This window comes from Saccharopolyspora rosea (genome assembly GCF_025643595.1).
GTDB lineage: Bacteria > Actinomycetota > Actinomycetes > Mycobacteriales > Pseudonocardiaceae > Saccharopolyspora > Saccharopolyspora rosea.
Genome location: NZ_CP102826.1, coordinates 1,022,338 through 1,039,412 on the forward strand (window position 1 = coordinate 1,022,338; position 17,075 = coordinate 1,039,412).

Annotated in this window: 12 protein-coding genes, 2 tRNA genes, 3 rRNA genes and 1 riboswitch; of the genes, 10 read left to right on the forward strand and 7 right to left on the reverse strand. The window is 66.7% G+C overall.

Going from position 1 to position 17,075, the window contains the following annotated elements:
- Window positions 1-661 precede the first annotated feature (661 nt).
- The 6 genes from NV263_RS05055 to NV263_RS05080 all read left to right on the forward strand — a co-directional run bounded on the left by NV263_RS05055 (window position 662) and on the right by NV263_RS05080 (window position 8,794).
- Window positions 662-2,187, forward strand: a 16S ribosomal RNA gene (locus NV263_RS05055).
- Between the two features lie 264 nt (window positions 2,188-2,451).
- Window positions 2,452-5,527, forward strand: a 23S ribosomal RNA gene (locus tag NV263_RS05060).
- 114 nt (window positions 5,528-5,641) lie between these two features.
- Window positions 5,642-5,758 (forward strand): 5S ribosomal RNA (gene rrf, locus NV263_RS05065).
- The 16S, 23S and 5S rRNA genes sit together here, the layout of an rRNA operon.
- Before the next feature lie 142 nt (window positions 5,759-5,900).
- Window positions 5,901-7,595 (forward strand): dihydroxy-acid dehydratase, encoded by a 1,695-nt coding sequence (gene ilvD, locus NV263_RS05070; protein ID WP_263251391.1) that lies wholly within the window; start codon window positions 5,901-5,903, stop codon window positions 7,593-7,595.
- Window positions 7,596-7,889: 294 nt separating this feature from the next.
- The gene (locus tag NV263_RS05075) at window positions 7,890-8,102 is read left to right on the forward strand and encodes a PLD nuclease N-terminal domain-containing protein (protein WP_263251392.1); all 213 of its coding nucleotides are present in this window, start codon (window positions 7,890-7,892) and stop codon (window positions 8,100-8,102) included.
- 44 nt (window positions 8,103-8,146) lie between these two features.
- Window positions 8,147-8,794, forward strand: coding sequence for an alpha-ketoglutarate-dependent dioxygenase AlkB family protein (locus tag NV263_RS05080; protein ID WP_263251393.1), 648 nt, complete (start codon window positions 8,147-8,149; stop codon window positions 8,792-8,794).
- Window positions 8,795-8,828: 34 nt separating this feature from the next.
- On the opposite strand, the gene NV263_RS05085 is transcribed toward NV263_RS05080, so the two are convergent.
- Window positions 8,829-9,467, reverse strand: coding sequence for a DUF5134 domain-containing protein (locus NV263_RS05085; protein WP_263251394.1), 639 nt, complete (start codon window positions 9,465-9,467; stop codon window positions 8,829-8,831).
- A 156-nt stretch (window positions 9,468-9,623) separates the two neighbouring features.
- Here NV263_RS05085 and NV263_RS05090 point away from each other — a divergent pair, with 156 nt between their 5' ends.
- Window positions 9,624-9,977, forward strand: a complete 354-nt coding sequence (locus tag NV263_RS05090; protein ID WP_263251395.1) for a cupin domain-containing protein — start codon at window positions 9,624-9,626, stop codon at window positions 9,975-9,977.
- Between the two features lie 55 nt (window positions 9,978-10,032).
- Window positions 10,033-10,482, forward strand: a complete 450-nt coding sequence (locus NV263_RS05095) for a MarR family winged helix-turn-helix transcriptional regulator (protein ID WP_263251396.1) — start codon at window positions 10,033-10,035, stop codon at window positions 10,480-10,482.
- Window positions 10,483-10,669: 187 nt separating this feature from the next.
- On the opposite strand, the gene NV263_RS05100 is transcribed toward NV263_RS05095, so the two are convergent.
- Window positions 10,670-10,742 (reverse strand) — tRNA-Lys (locus NV263_RS05100).
- Window positions 10,743-11,098: 356 nt separating this feature from the next.
- On the opposite strand from NV263_RS05100, the gene NV263_RS05105 reads away from it, so the two are divergent.
- A complete protein-coding gene (locus tag NV263_RS05105; protein WP_263251397.1) occupies window positions 11,099-12,229 on the forward strand; it encodes a L,D-transpeptidase in 1,131 nt (376 codons plus the stop codon).
- Between the two features lie 79 nt (window positions 12,230-12,308).
- Here NV263_RS05105 and NV263_RS05110 read toward each other — a convergent pair.
- The 5 genes from NV263_RS05110 to NV263_RS05130 all read right to left on the reverse strand — a co-directional run bounded on the left by NV263_RS05110 (window position 12,309) and on the right by NV263_RS05130 (window position 16,016).
- Window positions 12,309-12,384 (reverse strand) — tRNA-His (locus tag NV263_RS05110).
- Window positions 12,385-12,496: 112 nt separating this feature from the next.
- Window positions 12,497-13,159, reverse strand: a complete 663-nt coding sequence (gene orn / locus NV263_RS05115; protein ID WP_263251398.1) for an oligoribonuclease — start codon at window positions 13,157-13,159, stop codon at window positions 12,497-12,499.
- Window positions 13,160-13,207: 48 nt separating this feature from the next.
- Window positions 13,208-14,869, reverse strand: a complete 1,662-nt coding sequence (locus NV263_RS05120) for an AMP-binding protein (protein WP_263251399.1) — start codon at window positions 14,867-14,869, stop codon at window positions 13,208-13,210.
- Window positions 14,870-14,949: 80 nt separating this feature from the next.
- On the reverse strand, window positions 14,950-15,090 hold the full coding sequence (locus tag NV263_RS05125) for a hypothetical protein (RefSeq protein WP_263251400.1): 141 nt from the start codon (window positions 15,088-15,090) through the stop codon (window positions 14,950-14,952).
- 188 nt (window positions 15,091-15,278) lie between these two features.
- On the reverse strand, window positions 15,279-16,016 hold the full coding sequence (locus NV263_RS05130) for a hypothetical protein (RefSeq protein ID WP_263251401.1): 738 nt from the start codon (window positions 16,014-16,016) through the stop codon (window positions 15,279-15,281).
- A gap of 151 nt (window positions 16,017-16,167) precedes the next feature.
- A riboswitch (TPP riboswitch) is annotated at window positions 16,168-16,265 on the forward strand.
- Between NV263_RS05130 and thiD the strand changes: the two genes are divergently transcribed.
- Entirely contained in the window at window positions 16,253-17,050 is a 798-nt protein-coding gene (thiD, locus tag NV263_RS05135; RefSeq protein WP_263251402.1) for a bifunctional hydroxymethylpyrimidine kinase/phosphomethylpyrimidine kinase, read from the forward strand. (Overlaps the previous riboswitch by 13 nt.)
- Window positions 17,051-17,075 lie beyond the last annotated feature (25 nt).

Sequence of the window (17,075 nt, forward strand, 5' to 3'; positions counted from 1 at the left end):
CCGCCGCGGATGCCCCGCAGGTCGCAAGAACATCCGCTGACCTGGTGTTTTGTCTTTTGGTGGGGGGTGGTTTCGTGGGGGTTTTCCGGGGCGTGTAGATTATTTCTTGTCAGCGCGGCACGGGCCGGGGAATCGGGTCGGGCGGTTGATGCGGGGTGGCGAACCAAGCTCCTGCCTGTGGGTGGTAGAGTGGGCGCTCCGGTTTTGGAATCGGTGAAATTGTTGGTGGCTGGCCGTGTGGGGTTGTGGGCCCCGGGTTGGTTCGGGTTTCGCTGGTTCTGGTAGTTTGATAATGCGGTTGTTTTGGGTGTTGATAACTGAGGGCCGTTGGTTTCGGTGTGGGGCTGGTGTGTGGTTCGGGTTTGCGGACCCCCCGGTTTGACAGTCGAAATCGGGATGGTCTAAGGTTGGAGATACCGAGAACGAAGCGGTGAGAATTGCTCCCCAGGGCTGACCTGATTGTTGGTGGGTTGGTTGTGGTGTGGGTGTGTTCTTTGAGAACTCAACAGCGGATTGTTTTGATGGCTAGTGTTTGATTAGTGCCCTTGGCCATGCACTGTGGTGTTGTGTATTGTGGTGTGTGGTGGGGTTTCTTTGAGTAGGAGCACTCTCCCTCGTGTGTGGGGTTGAGGGTGTTTTTGCTGGGATTGTTTCCGATGCATTGTTGGAGAGTTTGATCCTGGCTCAGGACGAACGCTGGCGGCGTGCTTAACACATGCAAGTCGAACGCTGAAGCCCGCTTCGGTGGGTGGATGAGTGGCGAACGGGTGAGTAACACGTGGGTAATCTGCCCTGCACTCTGGGATAAGCCTTGGAAACGGGGTCTAATACCGGATAGGACGCATGGCCGCATGGTCTGTGTGTGGAAAGTTCCGGCGGTGTAGGTTGAGCCCGCGGCCTATCAGCTTGTTGGTGGGGTGATGGCCTACCAAGGCGACGACGGGTAGCCGGCCTGAGAGGGTGACCGGCCACACTGGGACTGAGACACGGCCCAGACTCCTACGGGAGGCAGCAGTGGGGAATCTTGCGCAATGGGCGAAAGCCTGACGCAGCAACGCCGCGTGGGGGATGACGGCCTTCGGGTTGTAAACCTCTTTCGACATCGACGAAGCCTTCGGGTGACGGTAGGTGTAGAAGAAGCACCGGCTAACTACGTGCCAGCAGCCGCGGTAATACGTAGGGTGCGAGCGTTGTCCGGATTTATTGGGCGTAAAGAGCTCGTAGGCGGTTTGTCGCGTCGGCCGTGAAAACCTGCAGCTTAACTGTGGGCTTGCGGTCGATACGGGCAGACTTGAGTTCGGTAGGGGAGACTGGAATTCCTGGTGTAGCGGTGAAATGCGCAGATATCAGGAGGAACACCGGTGGCGAAGGCGGGTCTCTGGGCCGATACTGACGCTGAGGAGCGAAAGCGTGGGGAGCGAACAGGATTAGATACCCTGGTAGTCCACGCCGTAAACGTTGGGCGCTAGGTGTGGGGACTGGTTCCACGGTGTCCGTGCCGTAGCTAACGCATTAAGCGCCCCGCCTGGGGAGTACGGCCGCAAGGCTAAAACTCAAAGGAATTGACGGGGGCCCGCACAAGCGGCGGAGCATGTGGATTAATTCGATGCAACGCGAAGAACCTTACCTGGGTTTGACATGCACCAGATTGCTATGGAGACATAGTTTCCCTTGTGGTTGGTGTACAGGTGGTGCATGGCTGTCGTCAGCTCGTGTCGTGAGATGTTGGGTTAAGTCCCGCAACGAGCGCAACCCTTGCCCCATGTTGCCAGCGATTCGGTCGGGGACTCGTGGGGGACTGCCGGGGTCAACTCGGAGGAAGGTGGGGATGACGTCAAGTCATCATGCCCCTTATGTCCAGGGCTTCACACATGCTACAATGGCTGGTACAGAGGGTGGCGATACCGTGAGGTGGAGCGAATCCCTTAAAGCCGGTCTCAGTTCGGATCGGGGTCTGCAACTCGACCCCGTGAAGTCGGAGTCGCTAGTAATCGCAGATCAGCAGTGCTGCGGTGAATACGTTCCCGGGCCTTGTACACACCGCCCGTCACGTCATGAAAGTCGGTAACACCCGAAGCCCATGGCCCAACCGGTTTCCGGGGGGAGTGGTCGAAGGTGGGACTGGCGATTGGGACGAAGTCGTAACAAGGTAGCCGTACCGGAAGGTGCGGCTGGATCACCTCCTTTCTAAGGAGCAACGTTGCCCGCCATCGTGCCTGTGGCCTGTGTGGTTGTGGGTGGGGTGGTTGGAGTGTCCGCAGCTGACACGGCGTGTGTTCGTGTGTTGTGGGTTGCTTGATGGTTTGTGGAACACACTGGTCTGTCTGCCTCCTGGGTGGGGTGGGTGAAATGGTCCGCTGTTGGGTGTCTGAGGGAACAGGCCTGCGTGGTGTGGGTGTGTTGTCTTGGGTTGTTGTTTGAGAATTGTATAGTGGGTGCGAGCATCTTTGTGGCCAAGTTATGTAGGGCACATGGTGGATGCCTGGGCACCAGGGGCCGATGAAGGACGTGGGAGGCTGCGATAATCCTCGGGGAGTTGTCAACCGAGCTGTGATCCGAGGGTGTCCGAATGGGGTAACCCAGCCCGAGTGATGTCGGGTTACCAGCATCTGAATGTATAGGGTGTTGGGGGGAACGCGGGGAAGTGAAACATCTTAGTACCCGTAGGAAGAGAAAACACTGGTGATTCCGTGAGTAGTGGCGAGCGAAAGCGGAGGAGGCTAAACCGTGCGCGTGTGATACCTGGCAGGGGTTGCGTGTGCGGGGTTGTGGGATGCCACTGGGGAGAGCTGTCACTCTCTCAGCTTGGGTGTGTGGGTTAGTCGAACAGGTTGGGATGCCTGGCCGGAGTGGGTGAGAGTCCCGTAGGTGAAAGCCTGCATGCTGGGTGTGGTGGTTGTCCCGAGTAGCAGCGTTTCCGTGGAGGGCGTTGTGAATCTGGCGGGACCACTCGCTAAGCCTAAATACTTCCTGGTGACCGATAGTGGATAGTACCGTGAGGGAATGGTGAAAAGTACCCCGGGAGGGGAGTGAAAGAGTTCCTGAAACCGTGTGCCTGCAATCCGTCAGAGCCTTTGGGTGATGGCGTGCCTTTTGAAGAATGAGCCTGCGAGTTGCTGCTGCGTGGCGAGGTTAACCCGGTGTGGGGTAGTCGGAGCGAAAGCGAGTCTGAAGAGGGCGTTGAGTCGCGTGGTGCAGACCCGAAGCGGGGTGATCTACCCATGGCCAGGGTGAAGCGCGGGTAAGACCGTGTGGAGGCCCGAACCCACCAGGGTTGAAAACCTGGGGGATGAGTTGTGGGTAGGGGTGAAAGGCCAATCAAACTCCGTGATAGCTGGTTCTCCCCGAAATGCATTTAGGTGCAGCGTCGCGTGGTGCTTGGGTGGGGTAGGGCGCTGGTTGGTTGATGGGCCTTCGCGGGTTACTGAGATCAGCCAAACTTCGAATACATCTGAGTTGAGCGTGGCAGTGAGACGGCGGGGGAGAAGCTTCGTCGTCGAGAGGGAAACAGCCCAGAACATCGGCTAAGGCCCCTAAGTGTGCGCTTAGTGGGAAAGGATGTGGGATTGCTGAGACAACCAGGAGGTTGGCTTAGAAGCAGCCATCCTTGAAAGAGTGCGTAATAGCTCACTGGTCAAGTGGTCCTGCGCCGACAATGTAGGGGGCTGAAGCGTACCGCCGAAGCCATGTCAATGAGCCCGTGTGGTTTGTTGGGTAGGGGAGCGTCCTGCATGCGGTGAAGCATCCGGGTGACCGTGGTGTGGAGTGTGTGGGAGTGAGAATGCAGGCATGAGTAGCGAGTGCAGAGTGAGAATCTCTGCCGCCGGATGACCAAGGGTTCCTGGGGAAGGTTCGTCCGCCCAGGGTGAGTCGGGGCCTAAGGCGAGGCCGACAGGCGTAGTCGATGGAGAACGGGTTGATATTCCCGTACCCGTGTGCATGCGTCCATGGTGAATCCTTTGAGACTAACCATCCGCTTGCTGGAGTGGTTTTCGGACTGTTCTGGTGGGTGCATGGGACCTGATGGGGTAGTAGTCAAGTGATGGGGTGACGCAGGAGGGTAGCTCTGCCAGTGAGTGGTTGTACTGGTGTAAGCCTGTAGCCCGGTGTGTAGGGAAATCCGCATGCCGTTGTGGGTGAGGGGTGATGCGTAGCCGTGGTGGTGAAGTGAGTGATCCCATGCTGCCGAGAAAAGCCTCTAGCGAGTGTGTGCACGGCCCGTACCCGAAACCGACACAGGTGGTCAGGTAGAGAATACCGAGGCGGTCGGGTGAACTGTGGTTAAGGAATTCGGCAAATTGCCCCCGTAACTTTGGGAGAAGGGGGGCCACTGCTGGTGAACGCCCGTGCGGTGGGAGCTGGTGGTGGTCGCAGAGGCCAGGGAGAAGCGACTGTTTACTAAAAACACAGGTCCGTGCGAAGCTGTAAGGCGAGGTATACGGACTGACGCCTGCCCGGTGCTGGAACGTTAAGAGGACCCGTGAACCCCTTTTTTGGGGTGTAGCGGAGAATTTAAGCGCCAGTAAACGGCGGTGGTAACTATAACCATCCTAAGGTAGCGAAATTCCTTGTCGGGTAAGTTCCGACCTGCACGAATGGCGTAACGACTTCTCCGCTGTCTCGACCACAGGCCCGGTGAAATTGCAGTACGAGTAAAGATGCTCGTTTCGCGCGGCAGGACGGAAAGACCCCGGGACCTTTACTATAGCTTGGTATTGGTGTTTGGTTCGGCTTGTGTAGGATAGGTGGGAGACTGGGAAGCGGTCACGCTAGTGGTCGTGGAGTCGTTGGTGAAATACCACTCTGGTCGTTCTGGGCATCTAACCTGGGTCCGTGATCCGGATTGGGGACAGTGCCTGGTGGGTAGTTTAACTGGGGCGGTTGCCTCCTAAAGGGTAACGGAGGCGCCCAAAGGTTCCCTCAGCCTGGTTGGCAATCAGGTGGTGAGTGTAAGTGTATAAGGGAGCTTGACTGTGAGACTGACGGGTCGAGCAGGTGCGAAAGCAGGGACTAGTGATCCGGCACTGGCTGGTGGAAGCGGTGTCGCTCAACGGATAAAAGGTACCCCGGGGATAACAGGCTGATCTTGCCCAAGAGTCCATATCGACGGCATGGTTTGGCACCTCGATGTCGGCTCGTCGCATCCTGGGGCTGGAGTTGGTCCCAAGGGTTGGGCTGTTCGCCCATTAAAGCGGCACGCGAGCTGGGTTTAGAACGTCGTGAGACAGTTCGGTCCCTATCCGCCGCGCGCGTAGGAGACTTGTGGAAGGCTGTCCCTAGTACGAGAGGACCGGGACGGACGAACCTCTGGTGTGCCAGTCGTACCGCCAGGTGCGTGGCTGGTTGGCTATGTTCGGGAGGGATAACCGCTGAAAGCATCTAAGCGGGAAGCCTGTTCCGAGATGAGGTCTCCCACCCCTTTTTTGTGGGTTAAGGCTCCCAGTAGATGACTGGGTTGACAGGCCAGATGTGGAAGCGCAGTAATGTGTGGAGCTGACTGGTGCTGATAGGCCGAGGACTTGTCCACGAAGACGCTACGTGCCCACTATACGATTCTGGGACAACAACCCAGGGGTTGTTGTTGATAGTTGAATAGTCACCATGGTTTTCCCCACCCGGTGTGTGGGTGGGGGTGTGGGTTGTTGGTGGTTTGAGCGGGGAGGGTACGCCCGGTCCCATTCCGAACCCGGTAGCTAAGTTCCCCAGCGCTGATGGTACTGCACTCGGTAGGGTGTGGGAGAGTAAGACACCGCCAACACTAAACAGAGAATGGGTGGGGTGGGTGTGACCACGCGGTCACACCCACCCCACCCACTTTTTTATGCGCCCAGGCGGGCGAATTCTGATCCGTCCTCCCGGGTCGTGCGCCAGCGGTGTGGCGCGCACTACAGTCGCGAGGTATGGGCGACTTGGACGGGCGACGGACCGGGGCGAAGCCCCGAAGCCACGAGGTGACCGACGGGCTGGAACGGGCTGCGGCGCGCGGGATGCTGCGGGCCGTCGGCATGCAGGACGACGACTTCGCGAAGCCGCAGGTCGGCATCGCCTCGTCGTGGAACGAGATCACGCCGTGCAACCTGTCCCTGCAACGGCTGGCGCAGGCGGCCAAGGACGGTGTCCACGCAGCGGGTGGATATCCGCTGGAGTTCGGCACGATTTCCGTCTCCGACGGCATCTCCATGGGTCATGTCGGCATGCACTACTCCCTGGTGTCGCGGGAGATCATCGCCGACTCGGTCGAGGCCGTGATGGAAGCCGAGCGGCTCGACGGGTCGGTGCTGCTGGCCGGCTGCGACAAGAGCCTCCCCGGGATGTTGATGGCCGCGGCGCGGCTCGATGTCGCCGCGGCCTTCGTCTACGCGGGTTCGATCCTGCCGGGGCGGGTCGACGACCGCGAGGTCACGATCATCGATGCGTTCGAAGCGGTCGGGGCGTGCGCCCGCGGGCTGATCGGCCGTGACGAGGTGGACCGCATCGAACGAGCCATCTGCCCGGGTGAGGGCGCCTGCGGCGGGATGTACACCGCGAACACCATGGCGTGCGCGGCCGAGGCGATGGGCATGTCGGTGCCGGGTTCGGCCAGTCCGCCGTCCGTGGACCGGCGTCGGGACGCCGGTGCCCGAACGGCGGGCCGGGCGGTCGTCGGGATGTTGGAGCGGGGCCTGACCGCTCGGCGGATCCTGACCAAGGAGGCGTTCGAGAACGCGATCGCCGTGGTGATGGCGTTCGGCGGGTCGACCAACGCGGTGCTGCACCTGCTGGCGATCGCGAACGAGGCGGGCGTTGCGCTGTCGCTCGACGACTTCAACCGGATCGGCGACCGGGTGCCGCACCTGGCGGACGTCAAACCGTTCGGCTGGCACGTCATGTCCACTGTGGACCGAATTGGCGGTGTGCCGGTGGTGATGAAGGCGCTGCTGGACGCCGGTTTGCTGCACGGCGACTGCATGACGGTCACCGGCCGCACGGTCGCCGAGAACCTCGCCGAACTCGACCCGCCGGAACTCGACGGCGAAGTGCTGCACCGGCTTTCCGAACCGCTGCACCCCACCGGCGGGCTGACGATCCTGCGCGGTTCGCTGGCACCGGACGGCGCGGTGGTCAAGAGCGCCGGTTTCGAGGAAGCCACGTTCGACGGCACGGCACGGGTTTTCGACGGCGAGCAGGGTGCGATGGACGCCGTCGAGGACGGTTCGCTGAAAGCCGGCGACGTCGTCGTCATCCGCTACGAAGGTCCCCGGGGAGGCCCGGGGATGCGGGAGATGCTGGCGGTCACCGGGGCGATCAAGGGCGCAGGCTTGGGGAAGGACGTCCTGCTGGTCACCGACGGCCGGTTCTCCGGCGGGACGACCGGGCTGTGCATCGGCCACGTGGCGCCCGAGGCGGCCGACGGCGGGCCGATCGCCCTCGTCGAGGACGGCGACCCGGTCCGGCTGGACCTCGACGCGCGGACCTTGGACCTGCTCGTCGACGAAGCCGAAATGAAGCGGAGGAAGGAGAACTGGTCCCCACCCGCGCCACGTCTGCGGCACGGCGTGCTCGGCAAGTACGCCAGGCTCGTGGGGTCCGCGGCGCAGGGCGCCGTCTGCTCCTGATCACGACGATCAGCACACCGCGCCGGACTGGTGTTCACCGGTGCTGCGAGCACGTCGACCACGTCCGCCTTTCGCCGCTGTTGACCCGGATGTGGGCGCTGGTGGTCCACTGAGGACGACCCCCGGAGGCAAGCCGCGGGCGGAAACGGGCATTCGGGCGCAGCTACGACCGCCCTCGCGGAACGTAGCCCCTGGGCATGACGCGGAGATCAGACCGGGGGCGGATGACCGCGGCGCGCGATCGACGATAAGTTCGCTTGCAACGAAAACAACCCCAGGAATCAGGAGGAACTGGTGGACGCACTCGGGGGCATGGTTCTGGTCATCACGCTCGGCGCGCTCGCGGCATACGTGCTGCTGTTCATCGCCGCGCTCATCAGCATCGTCACGTCGACGCTGGACGGCGCGATGAAGGTCGTGTGGCTGATCTTCGCGTTCATCGCGCCGTTCATCGGGAGCTTGCTGTGGTTCCTGGTCGGGCGGAAGCGGACGCCGAACGTGGCGTGACCGGGACGGTGGCCTCCGGCCGCCACACCGGTGAGAATGGGTACGTGGACCCGCTCCTCCCGCGCCGACGCGCCGAGGTCGCGCCCGGCGCGGTGCACGTACCCGACTGGCTCGCCCTGGACGAGCAGCGGGAACTCGTGGCCGCGTGCCGGGAGTGGGCGCGGCCGCCCGCGGGCATGCGGTCCGCCCGCCTGCCCGGTGGCGGGGTGATGTCGGTGCGCACGGTGTGCCTGGGTTGGCACTGGTACCCGTACCGCTACTCCCGCACGATCGACGACGGCGACGGTGCGCCGGTCACGCCGTTCCCGGACTGGCTCGGCGATCTCGGTCGCCGCGCGCTCGCCGCCGCCTACGACCGGGACGCCGCCGAGTACCGGCCGGACGTCGCGCTGGTCAACTTCTACGACGCCGACGCGCACATGGGCCTGCACCAGGACCGCGACGAGCGCAGCGCGGAGCCCGTGGTGTCGCTGAGCCTCGGCGACACGTGCGTCTTCCGGTTCGGCAACACCGAGAACCGGCGGCGGCCGTGGACCGACGTCGAGCTGTGCTCCGGAGACCTGTTCGTCTTCGGCGGCCCGTCCCGACTGGCCTACCACGGGGTGCCGCGAACGTTCCCCGGCACCGGCCCGGAAATCGGCATGGCCGGCGGCCGGCTCAACATCACGCTCCGAGTGTCCGGAATGGACTGAGCACCGCGACGAGTTCGAAAGCGGCCCCGGACGCTCACAGCATCGCCAGGAACATGTAGACCATGCTCCCGGACAGCACCAGTTCCGAGGCGGCGGCGAGGCGCGGTGCGGCGAGCCTGCGCTGCGCGGCCGGTAGGTCGCAGGCCGGATGCCCGGCCGCGCGCAGCAGGTCGGTCCCGGCGTACCCGGCGCTCAGCGCGCAGTAGGAGACGAGCCCCCACGCCACGAGCGGGAACGCGAAACCGGCGGGATGCGCGGAGATCGCGGGCATCATCGCGGCGCCGTGCTGGTGCCCGGCGTGCCCGGTGGTCGTCAACATGACGTGCGGTCCGGTGTGGGGGCGAGCCGCGGCGAACATGTACGCCATCGCCAGACTCGCCACGGCGTGGTGCGCGTACGTTCCGGCGGGGCGGCCGCGCGCCACCAGGAATCCCAGCCACACCGCGGTCGCCACGAACAGGCAGGCCCATCCGAGCCGGGCGGGCACGGCGGTGGTGGACGCGAACATGGCGGCCATGCCCGCACCCATCAGGGCGTGCGCGAAGTCGATGTTGCGGTCGGTGAGGGGGTGGCGGCCGCCGCGCCGCCGCTGCACGGACAGCGCGAGGCGGGCGAGGCAGAGGACCGCCACCGCGACGACGGCGCCGGTCAGCACCGGCTCGATCCACGCCATGCTCGCCCTTCCTCACCCCGCGGTCGGACCGATTCTCGGCGACGCATCCCGCCGGGTCTACGTCCTGGCGGGCGATCGGGCATTGCGGCTCTGTTCGCCCGGGCGCGACGCGGGCACGGTCGAGCTGTCAACCCCCGGGAGCAGAGGAGCAGACGCATGGGCGTGGAGAAGAAGAGCCTGGACAAGCCGGATGAGGTCCGCGGCTTCGACCACGGCGAGCTCGCCGTGGTCGAGTTGTCCTCCGTCACCGTGGGTCGCGCGGTCTTCCAACCCGGCTGGCGTTGGTCCCAGGATGTGAAACCGATCGTCGGGGGAGACAGCTGCCGCCAGGCCCACACGATGTACGTCCTGCAGGGGCGGATGCACGTCGCGATGGACGACGGCACCGAGGAGGAGATCGGCCCCGGCGACGCCGCCGTCCTGCCACCCGGCCACGACGCGTGGGTGGTCGGCGACCAGGTGTTCATCGCACTCGACTGGTCAGGAGCTGCGACCTACGCCAAGCCGTGACGGCCGGCCCCGGACCTTCCGCCGACGAGGAGTTCGGCCCGGTAGCATCCGGCCCATGGCATCCCCCGCGGGTCCCGGCGCGGACGTGACGGCGTTGTTCGCGTCGTTGTCGCGGGTCTCCCGGCAGGCCGACCGGTACCTCGGCGAGGTGCTGTCCGAGCTCGGCCTGCAGGGCTGGGAGTACGACGTGCTCACCACGCTGCTGCGCAGCGGTGAGCCCCACGAGTTGCGTCCCGGGACGATCGCCGACCGGCTCGGTGTGTCCAACAGCGCCATGACCAACCGGATCGACCGGCTGGAGCAGGCGGGTCTGGTCGGGCGGCACCTGGACCCGCGCAACCGCCGCATCGTGATCGTCCGGCTCACCAACGCCGGTCGGGATTCGGCCGAGCGCGCCCTCGCCGCGCACTGCGCGGCGGCCCGTCGCGTCCTGGACCGCCTGTCCGCGGACCGGGCGGCCGCCCTCCGCGATCTGCTCGACCAACTCGGTTCGGCCCTCGCCTGATCCACCGCGGCGCGAACGGGGCTTCGCTCGCCGGACCCTGGATCGGGTGCTGCACGGCGTACAAACACGTCTGCCCACTGTGGACGAACACAGTGGACGGTGATCGAGGGGTCCGGTACCCGCAGGACGGTCGGGTGCCGGAACGACGAAGGCCGGGGCGGCGTTTCCGCTGCCCCGGCCTGTCCGGTGCGCCAACAGGGACTCGAACCCCGAACCCGCTGATTAAGAGTCAGCTGCTCTGCCAGTTGAGCTATTGGCGCTTGACCATCCCCAGTTCTTCCGTTCCGGTCGGGATCTCTTTTCCGTTTCCGTCCCGGTCTCCCTGGCGACGTTGAAAAGATTAGCACGCCCCCGGTGGGGCTAAAACGGGGGGGTCGGTTCGGCGGTCGACGGGGCTGGGAACGCAACCCCCGCCCGGTGCGTTGCGTCTGGAGAACGGGTGATCCGGGCAGATGGGTCACTCTGTGTGAACAGGGCATCCCGGGCACGCTCTGTCGGGGGACTACTGCACACTGTTCGCAAATGGATGTGGTGCATGGGATCGAACGGATTGCCGCTGATGAAGGTGTTGCGTAAGCCTGTCGGGAGATCCGCGGGGGCGTGTCGACTGCTGTCCATGGTCGTTCTCGGCTGGGTCGCGGTGCTGCTCGGTGGATGCAGTGGAGGAGGAACCGGTGTCGCGCCCAGCGCTGCGCCCGCGGCGCCGACGGTGCGGTTCACGCCGCAGGACGGTGCGAAGGACGTGTCGCCGACCGGGGAGATCACCGCGGCGGTCACCGGCGGCCGGATCGCGGAGGCGGTGCTGACCAACGCCGACGGCAAGCGGGTCGAGGGCCGCGTCGCGCCCGACGGTGCCACGTGGTCGGCCACCGAGCCGCTCGGCTACGGCAAGAGCTACACCCTGTCGGTGACCGCGCAGGGGCAGGGCGCGCCGGTGACCACGCAGAGCTCCTTCACCACGGTCGACCCGGAGCACCAGACGTTCGTATCGATGAATCCGCTCGACGGCCAGACCGTCGGCGTCGGGCAGCCGTTGGCGTTCTACTTCAGCTCCGACGCCCCGCCGCCGGACAAGAAGCGCGCCGAGGAGGCCATCCGGGTCACCACCGAGCCGAAGGTGGAGGGCGCCTTCCACTGGTTCAACGACCGCGAGGTGCACTGGCGGCCCGAGCAGTACTGGAAGCCCGGCACCAAGGTGACGGTCGACGTCGGTGTCTACGGCCGGGAACTGGCCGACGGGGTCTGGGGGCAGCAGGACCGCCGGGCCACGATCACCATCGGCGACCGGGTGGTGCTGCGCGCCGACGGCGCGTCCCACCAGATGCAGGTGGAGAAGAACGGTCAGGTGCTGCGGACCATCCCGGTGGCGCTGGGCAAGCCGTCGTTCCCGTCCAACAACGGCGTCCACGTGGTCACCGAGCACCACCAGACCAAGGTGATGGACTCCTCGACGTTCGGGCTGCCGATCGGCCAGGGCGGCTACCGGACCGAGGTGAAGTGGGCGGTGCGGATCTCCAACGGCGGCGAGTTCCTGCACGCCGCGCCCTGGGCCGCGGGCGATCTCGGCCGCCGCAACGTCAGCCACGGTTGCATCAACATGACCGACGCGGACGCCAAGTGGGTCTTCGACCTGCTGAAGAAGGGCGACGTCGTGGAGATCACCAATGCCGGCGGGCCGAACCTGCGGTCTTGGGACGGCTTCGGTGACTGGCAGATCCCCTGGGAGCAGTGGGTCCAGGGCAGCTGACGAGGTGGGGCCGGTTCCGCGGAACCGGCCCCACGCACGTGGAAGGGCCCCGTTCCGTTCGGAACGGGGCCCTTCCACATGGGGTGAGTGACGGGATTCGAACCCGCGACACCTGGGACCACAACCCAGTGCTCTACCGACTGAGCTACACCCACCGCGGCTGTCGGAACCTCGCCGATCCCGGCGCTGTCCGCAGCAACACCGATATCGTAGCGGGTGCCTCCGACGGCCCCGACACCGGCTCCGCCGAACCGGCGTCACCCAAGGTCAACGGCCGTTTTCCGGCTCGCCCGCCTGCCGTCGGCGGGCCTTCTCGGTGCCGCCGACGCCCTCGCCGTCGAGGAGTTCGGCGGCGATCGCCTGGGCCTCCTCGCTGCTCGGTCCCGGGTGCGGGACGAACGCGGTCCGCCGGTAGTAGGCCAGCTCCCGGATCGACTCCCGCACGTCCGCCAGGGCCCGGTGCGCCAGGCCCTTCTCCGGCTGCGCGTAGTAGATCCGCGGGAACCAGCGGCGGCACAGCTCCTTGATCGACGACACGTCGACCATCCGGTAGTGCAGGTGGGCGTCCAGCCGGGGCATGTCCCGGGCGATGAAACCCCGGTCGGTGGCGATGGAGTTCCCGGCCAGCGGCGCGGTCCGGCCGTCCGGCACGTACTGGCGGATGTAGTCGAGCACCTGCTGCTCGGCCTGGGCGAGGGTCACCGCGGAACGCCGGACCTCCTCGGTGAGTCCGGAGCGGTCGTGCATCTCGCGCACCACGTCGGGCATGGCGGACAGCACGTCGTCCTCGGCGTGGATGACGATGTCCACACCCTCCCCGAGGACGTTCAGGTCGGCGTCGGTGACCAGGGCGGCGATCTCGATCAGCGCGTCCTTGCGCAGGTCGAGGCCGGTCATTTCGCAGTCGATCCACACTAGACGGTCGTTCACCCGAGTGAGCCTAACGCGGCGACGGGCCTGATCGGGGCCCCGTCACCGTCACGAGCGTTTCAGCTCCCGGGTGACGACCTTGCCGGTGGCGTTGCGGGGCAACGAGTCGACGAACACCACGTCCCGGGGCAGCGCGAACTTCGGCAGCCGGTCGCGGACGCGGTCCCGCAAGCCCTCCGCGTCGAGCGCACCGGGTTCGCGCAGCACCACGTACGCGGCAAGGCGCTGGCCGAAGTCGGCGTCGTCGACGCCCACCACCGCCACGTCGGCGATCTCCGGGAGCGCGCCGATGGCGTCCTCGGTCTCCTTGGGGTAGACGTTCTCGCCGCCGGAGACGATCATGTCGTCCTCCCGGCCGACGACGAACAACCGGCCGGCGGAGTCGATGCGGCCGAGGTCGCCGGTGGCCATCAGCCCGTCGCGGACCTCCCGCCGCGTGCCGCTGGTGTAGCCCTCGAAAAGCATGTCGTTGCCCGCGAAGATGCGGCCGGTCGACCCTCGGCGGACCGGTGCGCCGTCCGCGTCGAGGATGCGCACCGTCGTGCCGCGCGGCGGGCGCCCCGCGGTGCCGGGGGCCGTGCGCAGGTCCTCCGGCGTGGCGATGCTCACCCAGGAGACCTCGGTCGAACCGTAGAAGTTGTACAGCACCGGGCCGAACTCGCGCTGGAACCGGGTCGCCAGGTCGGCGGGCAGGGCCGAGCCGCTGCTGGCCACGACGCGCAGCGCCCCGCGGTCGTACCGGGCGTGCACCTCGGCGGGCAGCTCCAGGATGCGTTGCAGCATCACCGGCACCGCGAACATCGAGGTGCAGCGGTGCCGTTGCAGCAGCTGGAGGGCCTGCTGCGGGTCGAACTTGCGGCGCAGCACCAACGTCGACCCGAGCACCAGGCCCAGCTGCAGCGCGGCGACGCCCCAGGTGTGGAACAGCGGTGCGCCGACCAGCATCCGCTCGCCGGCGCGCAGCGGGACGCGGGACAGGATCGTCGCGGCGGGGGACAGGCCCGGCGGGTCCGGCCGCCGCGCGCCCTTGGGCGTGCCCGTGGTGCCGGAGGTGAGCACGACGAGGCGGGAGTGGCGCGCTGGTCGGGGCAGGCGTCGGTTCGGGGAGCTGGCGATCAGGTGCTCCAGCGTGGCGCGGCTGGTGCTGCCCTCGGTCCACGCCAGCACCACGTCGACGTCGGGCAGTCGCGACACCCCGGCGTCGGCCGGGCGCTCCAGGAGTTCGGTCAGCTCGGCGGTGAACTCGTCATCGACGACGAGCACCCCGACGCGCTGCTCGGCGAGCACCGAGACGACCTGGTGCGGGCTGAGCCCGGTGTTCAGCAGCACCACGTCGACCCCGATCTTCGCCGCGGCGACGGTCGTCTCGACGAGTTCGTGGTGGTTGCGGCAGAGCACCCCGACGCGTTCCCCGCCGCGCAGGCGCCCGCGCAGCGCGTGCGCGAGCCGGGTGGTGCGCACGGCGATCTCGGCGTAGCTGAGCGCTCCGCGCTCGTCGATCACGGCGGGGCGGTCCGGGTGGCGCACGGCGCCGATGGCGAACGCCAGCGGCAGCGTGAGGCCCCAGCGGCGCCAGGCGAGCGCGATGCGCAGCAGTTTGTCCGGGCGCAGCGGGCGGAGAACTCCCTGCTTGGCCAGGACGTATCCGGTGTGCGCCGGGGAGCCCAGCGCGCCGAGCAGCGTCGCCGAACGTCGTACCAACCAGTTCACGGACCACTCCTCGCCTCACTTGGCTACCGGCGAGTAGATGATGCCGCGAACCTGCCGCCGCGCAAAGCCCTCGTGCCGCCCTACCCCTCCCGCGAGGCGGCGACCACCGCCGCGTCGCGCAGCGCCGCGCGCAGCCTGCCCACCTCCAGCGGGGAGAGCACGGCCATCTCCCCGGGCGGGGGCACGACCACGACGTTGCCCCGGTCGACGAACACGGACATGTCCCGACGCCGTCCCGCGGCATCGCGACAGTTCACGTACCACTGCTGCCTGGTCGGCTCCACAGTCCTCTGCCTCCCCTCGCGGCCGCGCGAACCGGTCGGCGCGCGCGACCTACTGATCAGAGGACGTCCGGGCCTGCGACCGGTGACGAAGTATCACCTGATCAGCCCAGCGGGGGAGGTCGGGATCACACGGGGCGGACGAGAAGACCGTTCGGCTCGGCGCTGAGCGTGACCGCGCCCTCGAAGTCGGCGATCGGCAGCTCGTCGCGCACCAGGCGGTGCGGCGCGTCGAACACCTCCAGGCGCACGCGGCCGGTCGTGAGCACCTGCTCGTCGATGTCGCGTCCGCCGACCTCGACGCGCAGCGCCTGCTCGTGGACGGTGATGGTCACCCAGCCGCCGGGCACCTCCAGCGAACCGCCGTCGTGCTCCAGCACCATCCGGCTCGACGCCGGCTCCTCGGAGCGCACCGCGACGTGCGAGAGCGCCACGTCGCGCCGGCCCTCGTCGGAGGCCAGGGCGATGACGTCCCGCGTGACCTCGTCGGCAGGGCCGTCGCCCGGCTTGGGCGTGAGCACCGCGGCGCGCAGCTTGGCGGCGATCCGGTACGGCTGCCACGAACCCGCGCCGATCAGGTTGACCACCACGGTGACGTCGGCGTCGGCGACCAGCCGCTCGCTGCCGGGAGCGGGGGTCAGCTCGATCGCGGCGACGCCCCGCTCACCCAGCAGGTCGCGCAGTGCTTTGGCGCGGCGGCGGCTGTTGCGGTCGAAGCCGCGGGTGATGGCCACGCTCCCGGAACCGGCCGCTGTCGCGGCGGCATCGGTCAGGCTCGCCAGCGGACCCCAGATCAGCGCGGGATCCTGCGGCGCCGCCTGACGGCGGGAACGGGCGAAGCTCGGAGCGTCGGTCGTGGTTTCCATCGCCACCCACTCTAATGGCCGACCAAGGGTCCCCTTTCCGGCGTGTGGGTCTCTCCACGCTGTGAAATCGATCGCTTTCGGTGGGTGAGTCGGGCGAAAGCCACCCGGCGGCGCGGGTGTGGTCCCCCGTAGCGGCGATTGTTAGGTTGGTCCCAGTGACGCGGGGTGCCCGGAGTTCCCGGGCTGAGAACAGACCCGTCGAACCTGACCTAGCTCGCACTAGCGGAGGGAACGTCATGATTCCGAACGTGCTGACGATCGCGGGCACCGATCCGAGCGGTGGTGCCGGTGTCCAGGCGGATCTCAAGGCGTTCTCCGCGAACGGCGCCTACGGGATGTCGGTGCTGACGGCGCTCGTCGCGCAGACCACCACCGGGGTGTCCGAGGTGCACGAGATCCCGCCGGAGTTCGTGACGTCCCAACTGGTCACGCTGCTCGACGACGTGCGGGTCGACGCGGTCAAGATCGGCATGTTGGCCAACGCCGAGGTGATCCGGGCGGTGATCGGCGCGCTGGACCGCTACGCGCCGCCGTTCGTGGTGCTCGACCCGGTCATGGTCGCCAAGAGCGGGGACCGGCTGCTCGCCCCGGAGGCGGTCAGCGCGCTGCGCGACGAACTGCTGCCCCGGGTCGACCTGATCACGCCGAACCTGCCCGAGGCCGCCGACCTGCTGGGCGAGGCGGAGATCGAGGACCCGGCGGGCATGCCCGGGCAGGCCGACCGGCTCGCCGGGCTCGGCGCCAAGCACGTGCTGCTCAAGGGCGGGCACCTGCGCGGCGAGTCCAGTGTGGACCTGCTGTACGGCGACGGGATCTCGGAGTTCCTCTCCAGCGAGCGGGTCGACACCACCAACGACCACGGCACCGGTTGCACGTTGTCGGCCGCGATCGCGGCGCTGCGCCCGCAGCGACCGGACTGGATCAGCGCGGTCCGCGAGGCCAAGGACTACCTGACCGAGGCGTTGCGCGCGTCCGCGCGGCTCGACGTCGGTCGCGGCCACGGGCCGGTGCACCACTTCCACCGCTGGTGGTGACCGGAATTCCCGTTCCGACCCGAGA

Bases quoted from the DNA above. Each gene is read 5' to 3' on its own strand.
- NV263_RS05095 (WP_263251396.1), top strand. From the start codon at position 10,033: ATGGCATCCCCCGCGGGTCCCGGCGCGGACGTGACGGCGTTGTTCGCG.
- NV263_RS05090 (WP_263251395.1), top strand. From the start codon at position 9,624: ATGGGCGTGGAGAAGAAGAGCCTGGACAAGCCGGATGAGGTCCGCGGC.
- thiD (WP_263251402.1), top strand. From the start codon at position 16,253: ATGATTCCGAACGTGCTGACGATCGCGGGCACCGATCCGAGCGGTGGT.
- NV263_RS05085 (WP_263251394.1), bottom strand. From the start codon at position 9,467: ATGGCGTGGATCGAGCCGGTGCTGACCGGCGCCGTCGTCGCGGTGGCG.
- NV263_RS05105 (WP_263251397.1), top strand. From the start codon at position 11,099: ATGGTCGTTCTCGGCTGGGTCGCGGTGCTGCTCGGTGGATGCAGTGGA.
- ilvD (WP_263251391.1), top strand. From the start codon at position 5,901: ATGGGCGACTTGGACGGGCGACGGACCGGGGCGAAGCCCCGAAGCCAC.
- NV263_RS05125 (WP_263251400.1), bottom strand. From the start codon at position 15,090: ATGTCCGTGTTCGTCGACCGGGGCAACGTCGTGGTCGTGCCCCCGCCC.
- NV263_RS05130 (WP_263251401.1), bottom strand. From the start codon at position 16,016: ATGGAAACCACGACCGACGCTCCGAGCTTCGCCCGTTCCCGCCGTCAG.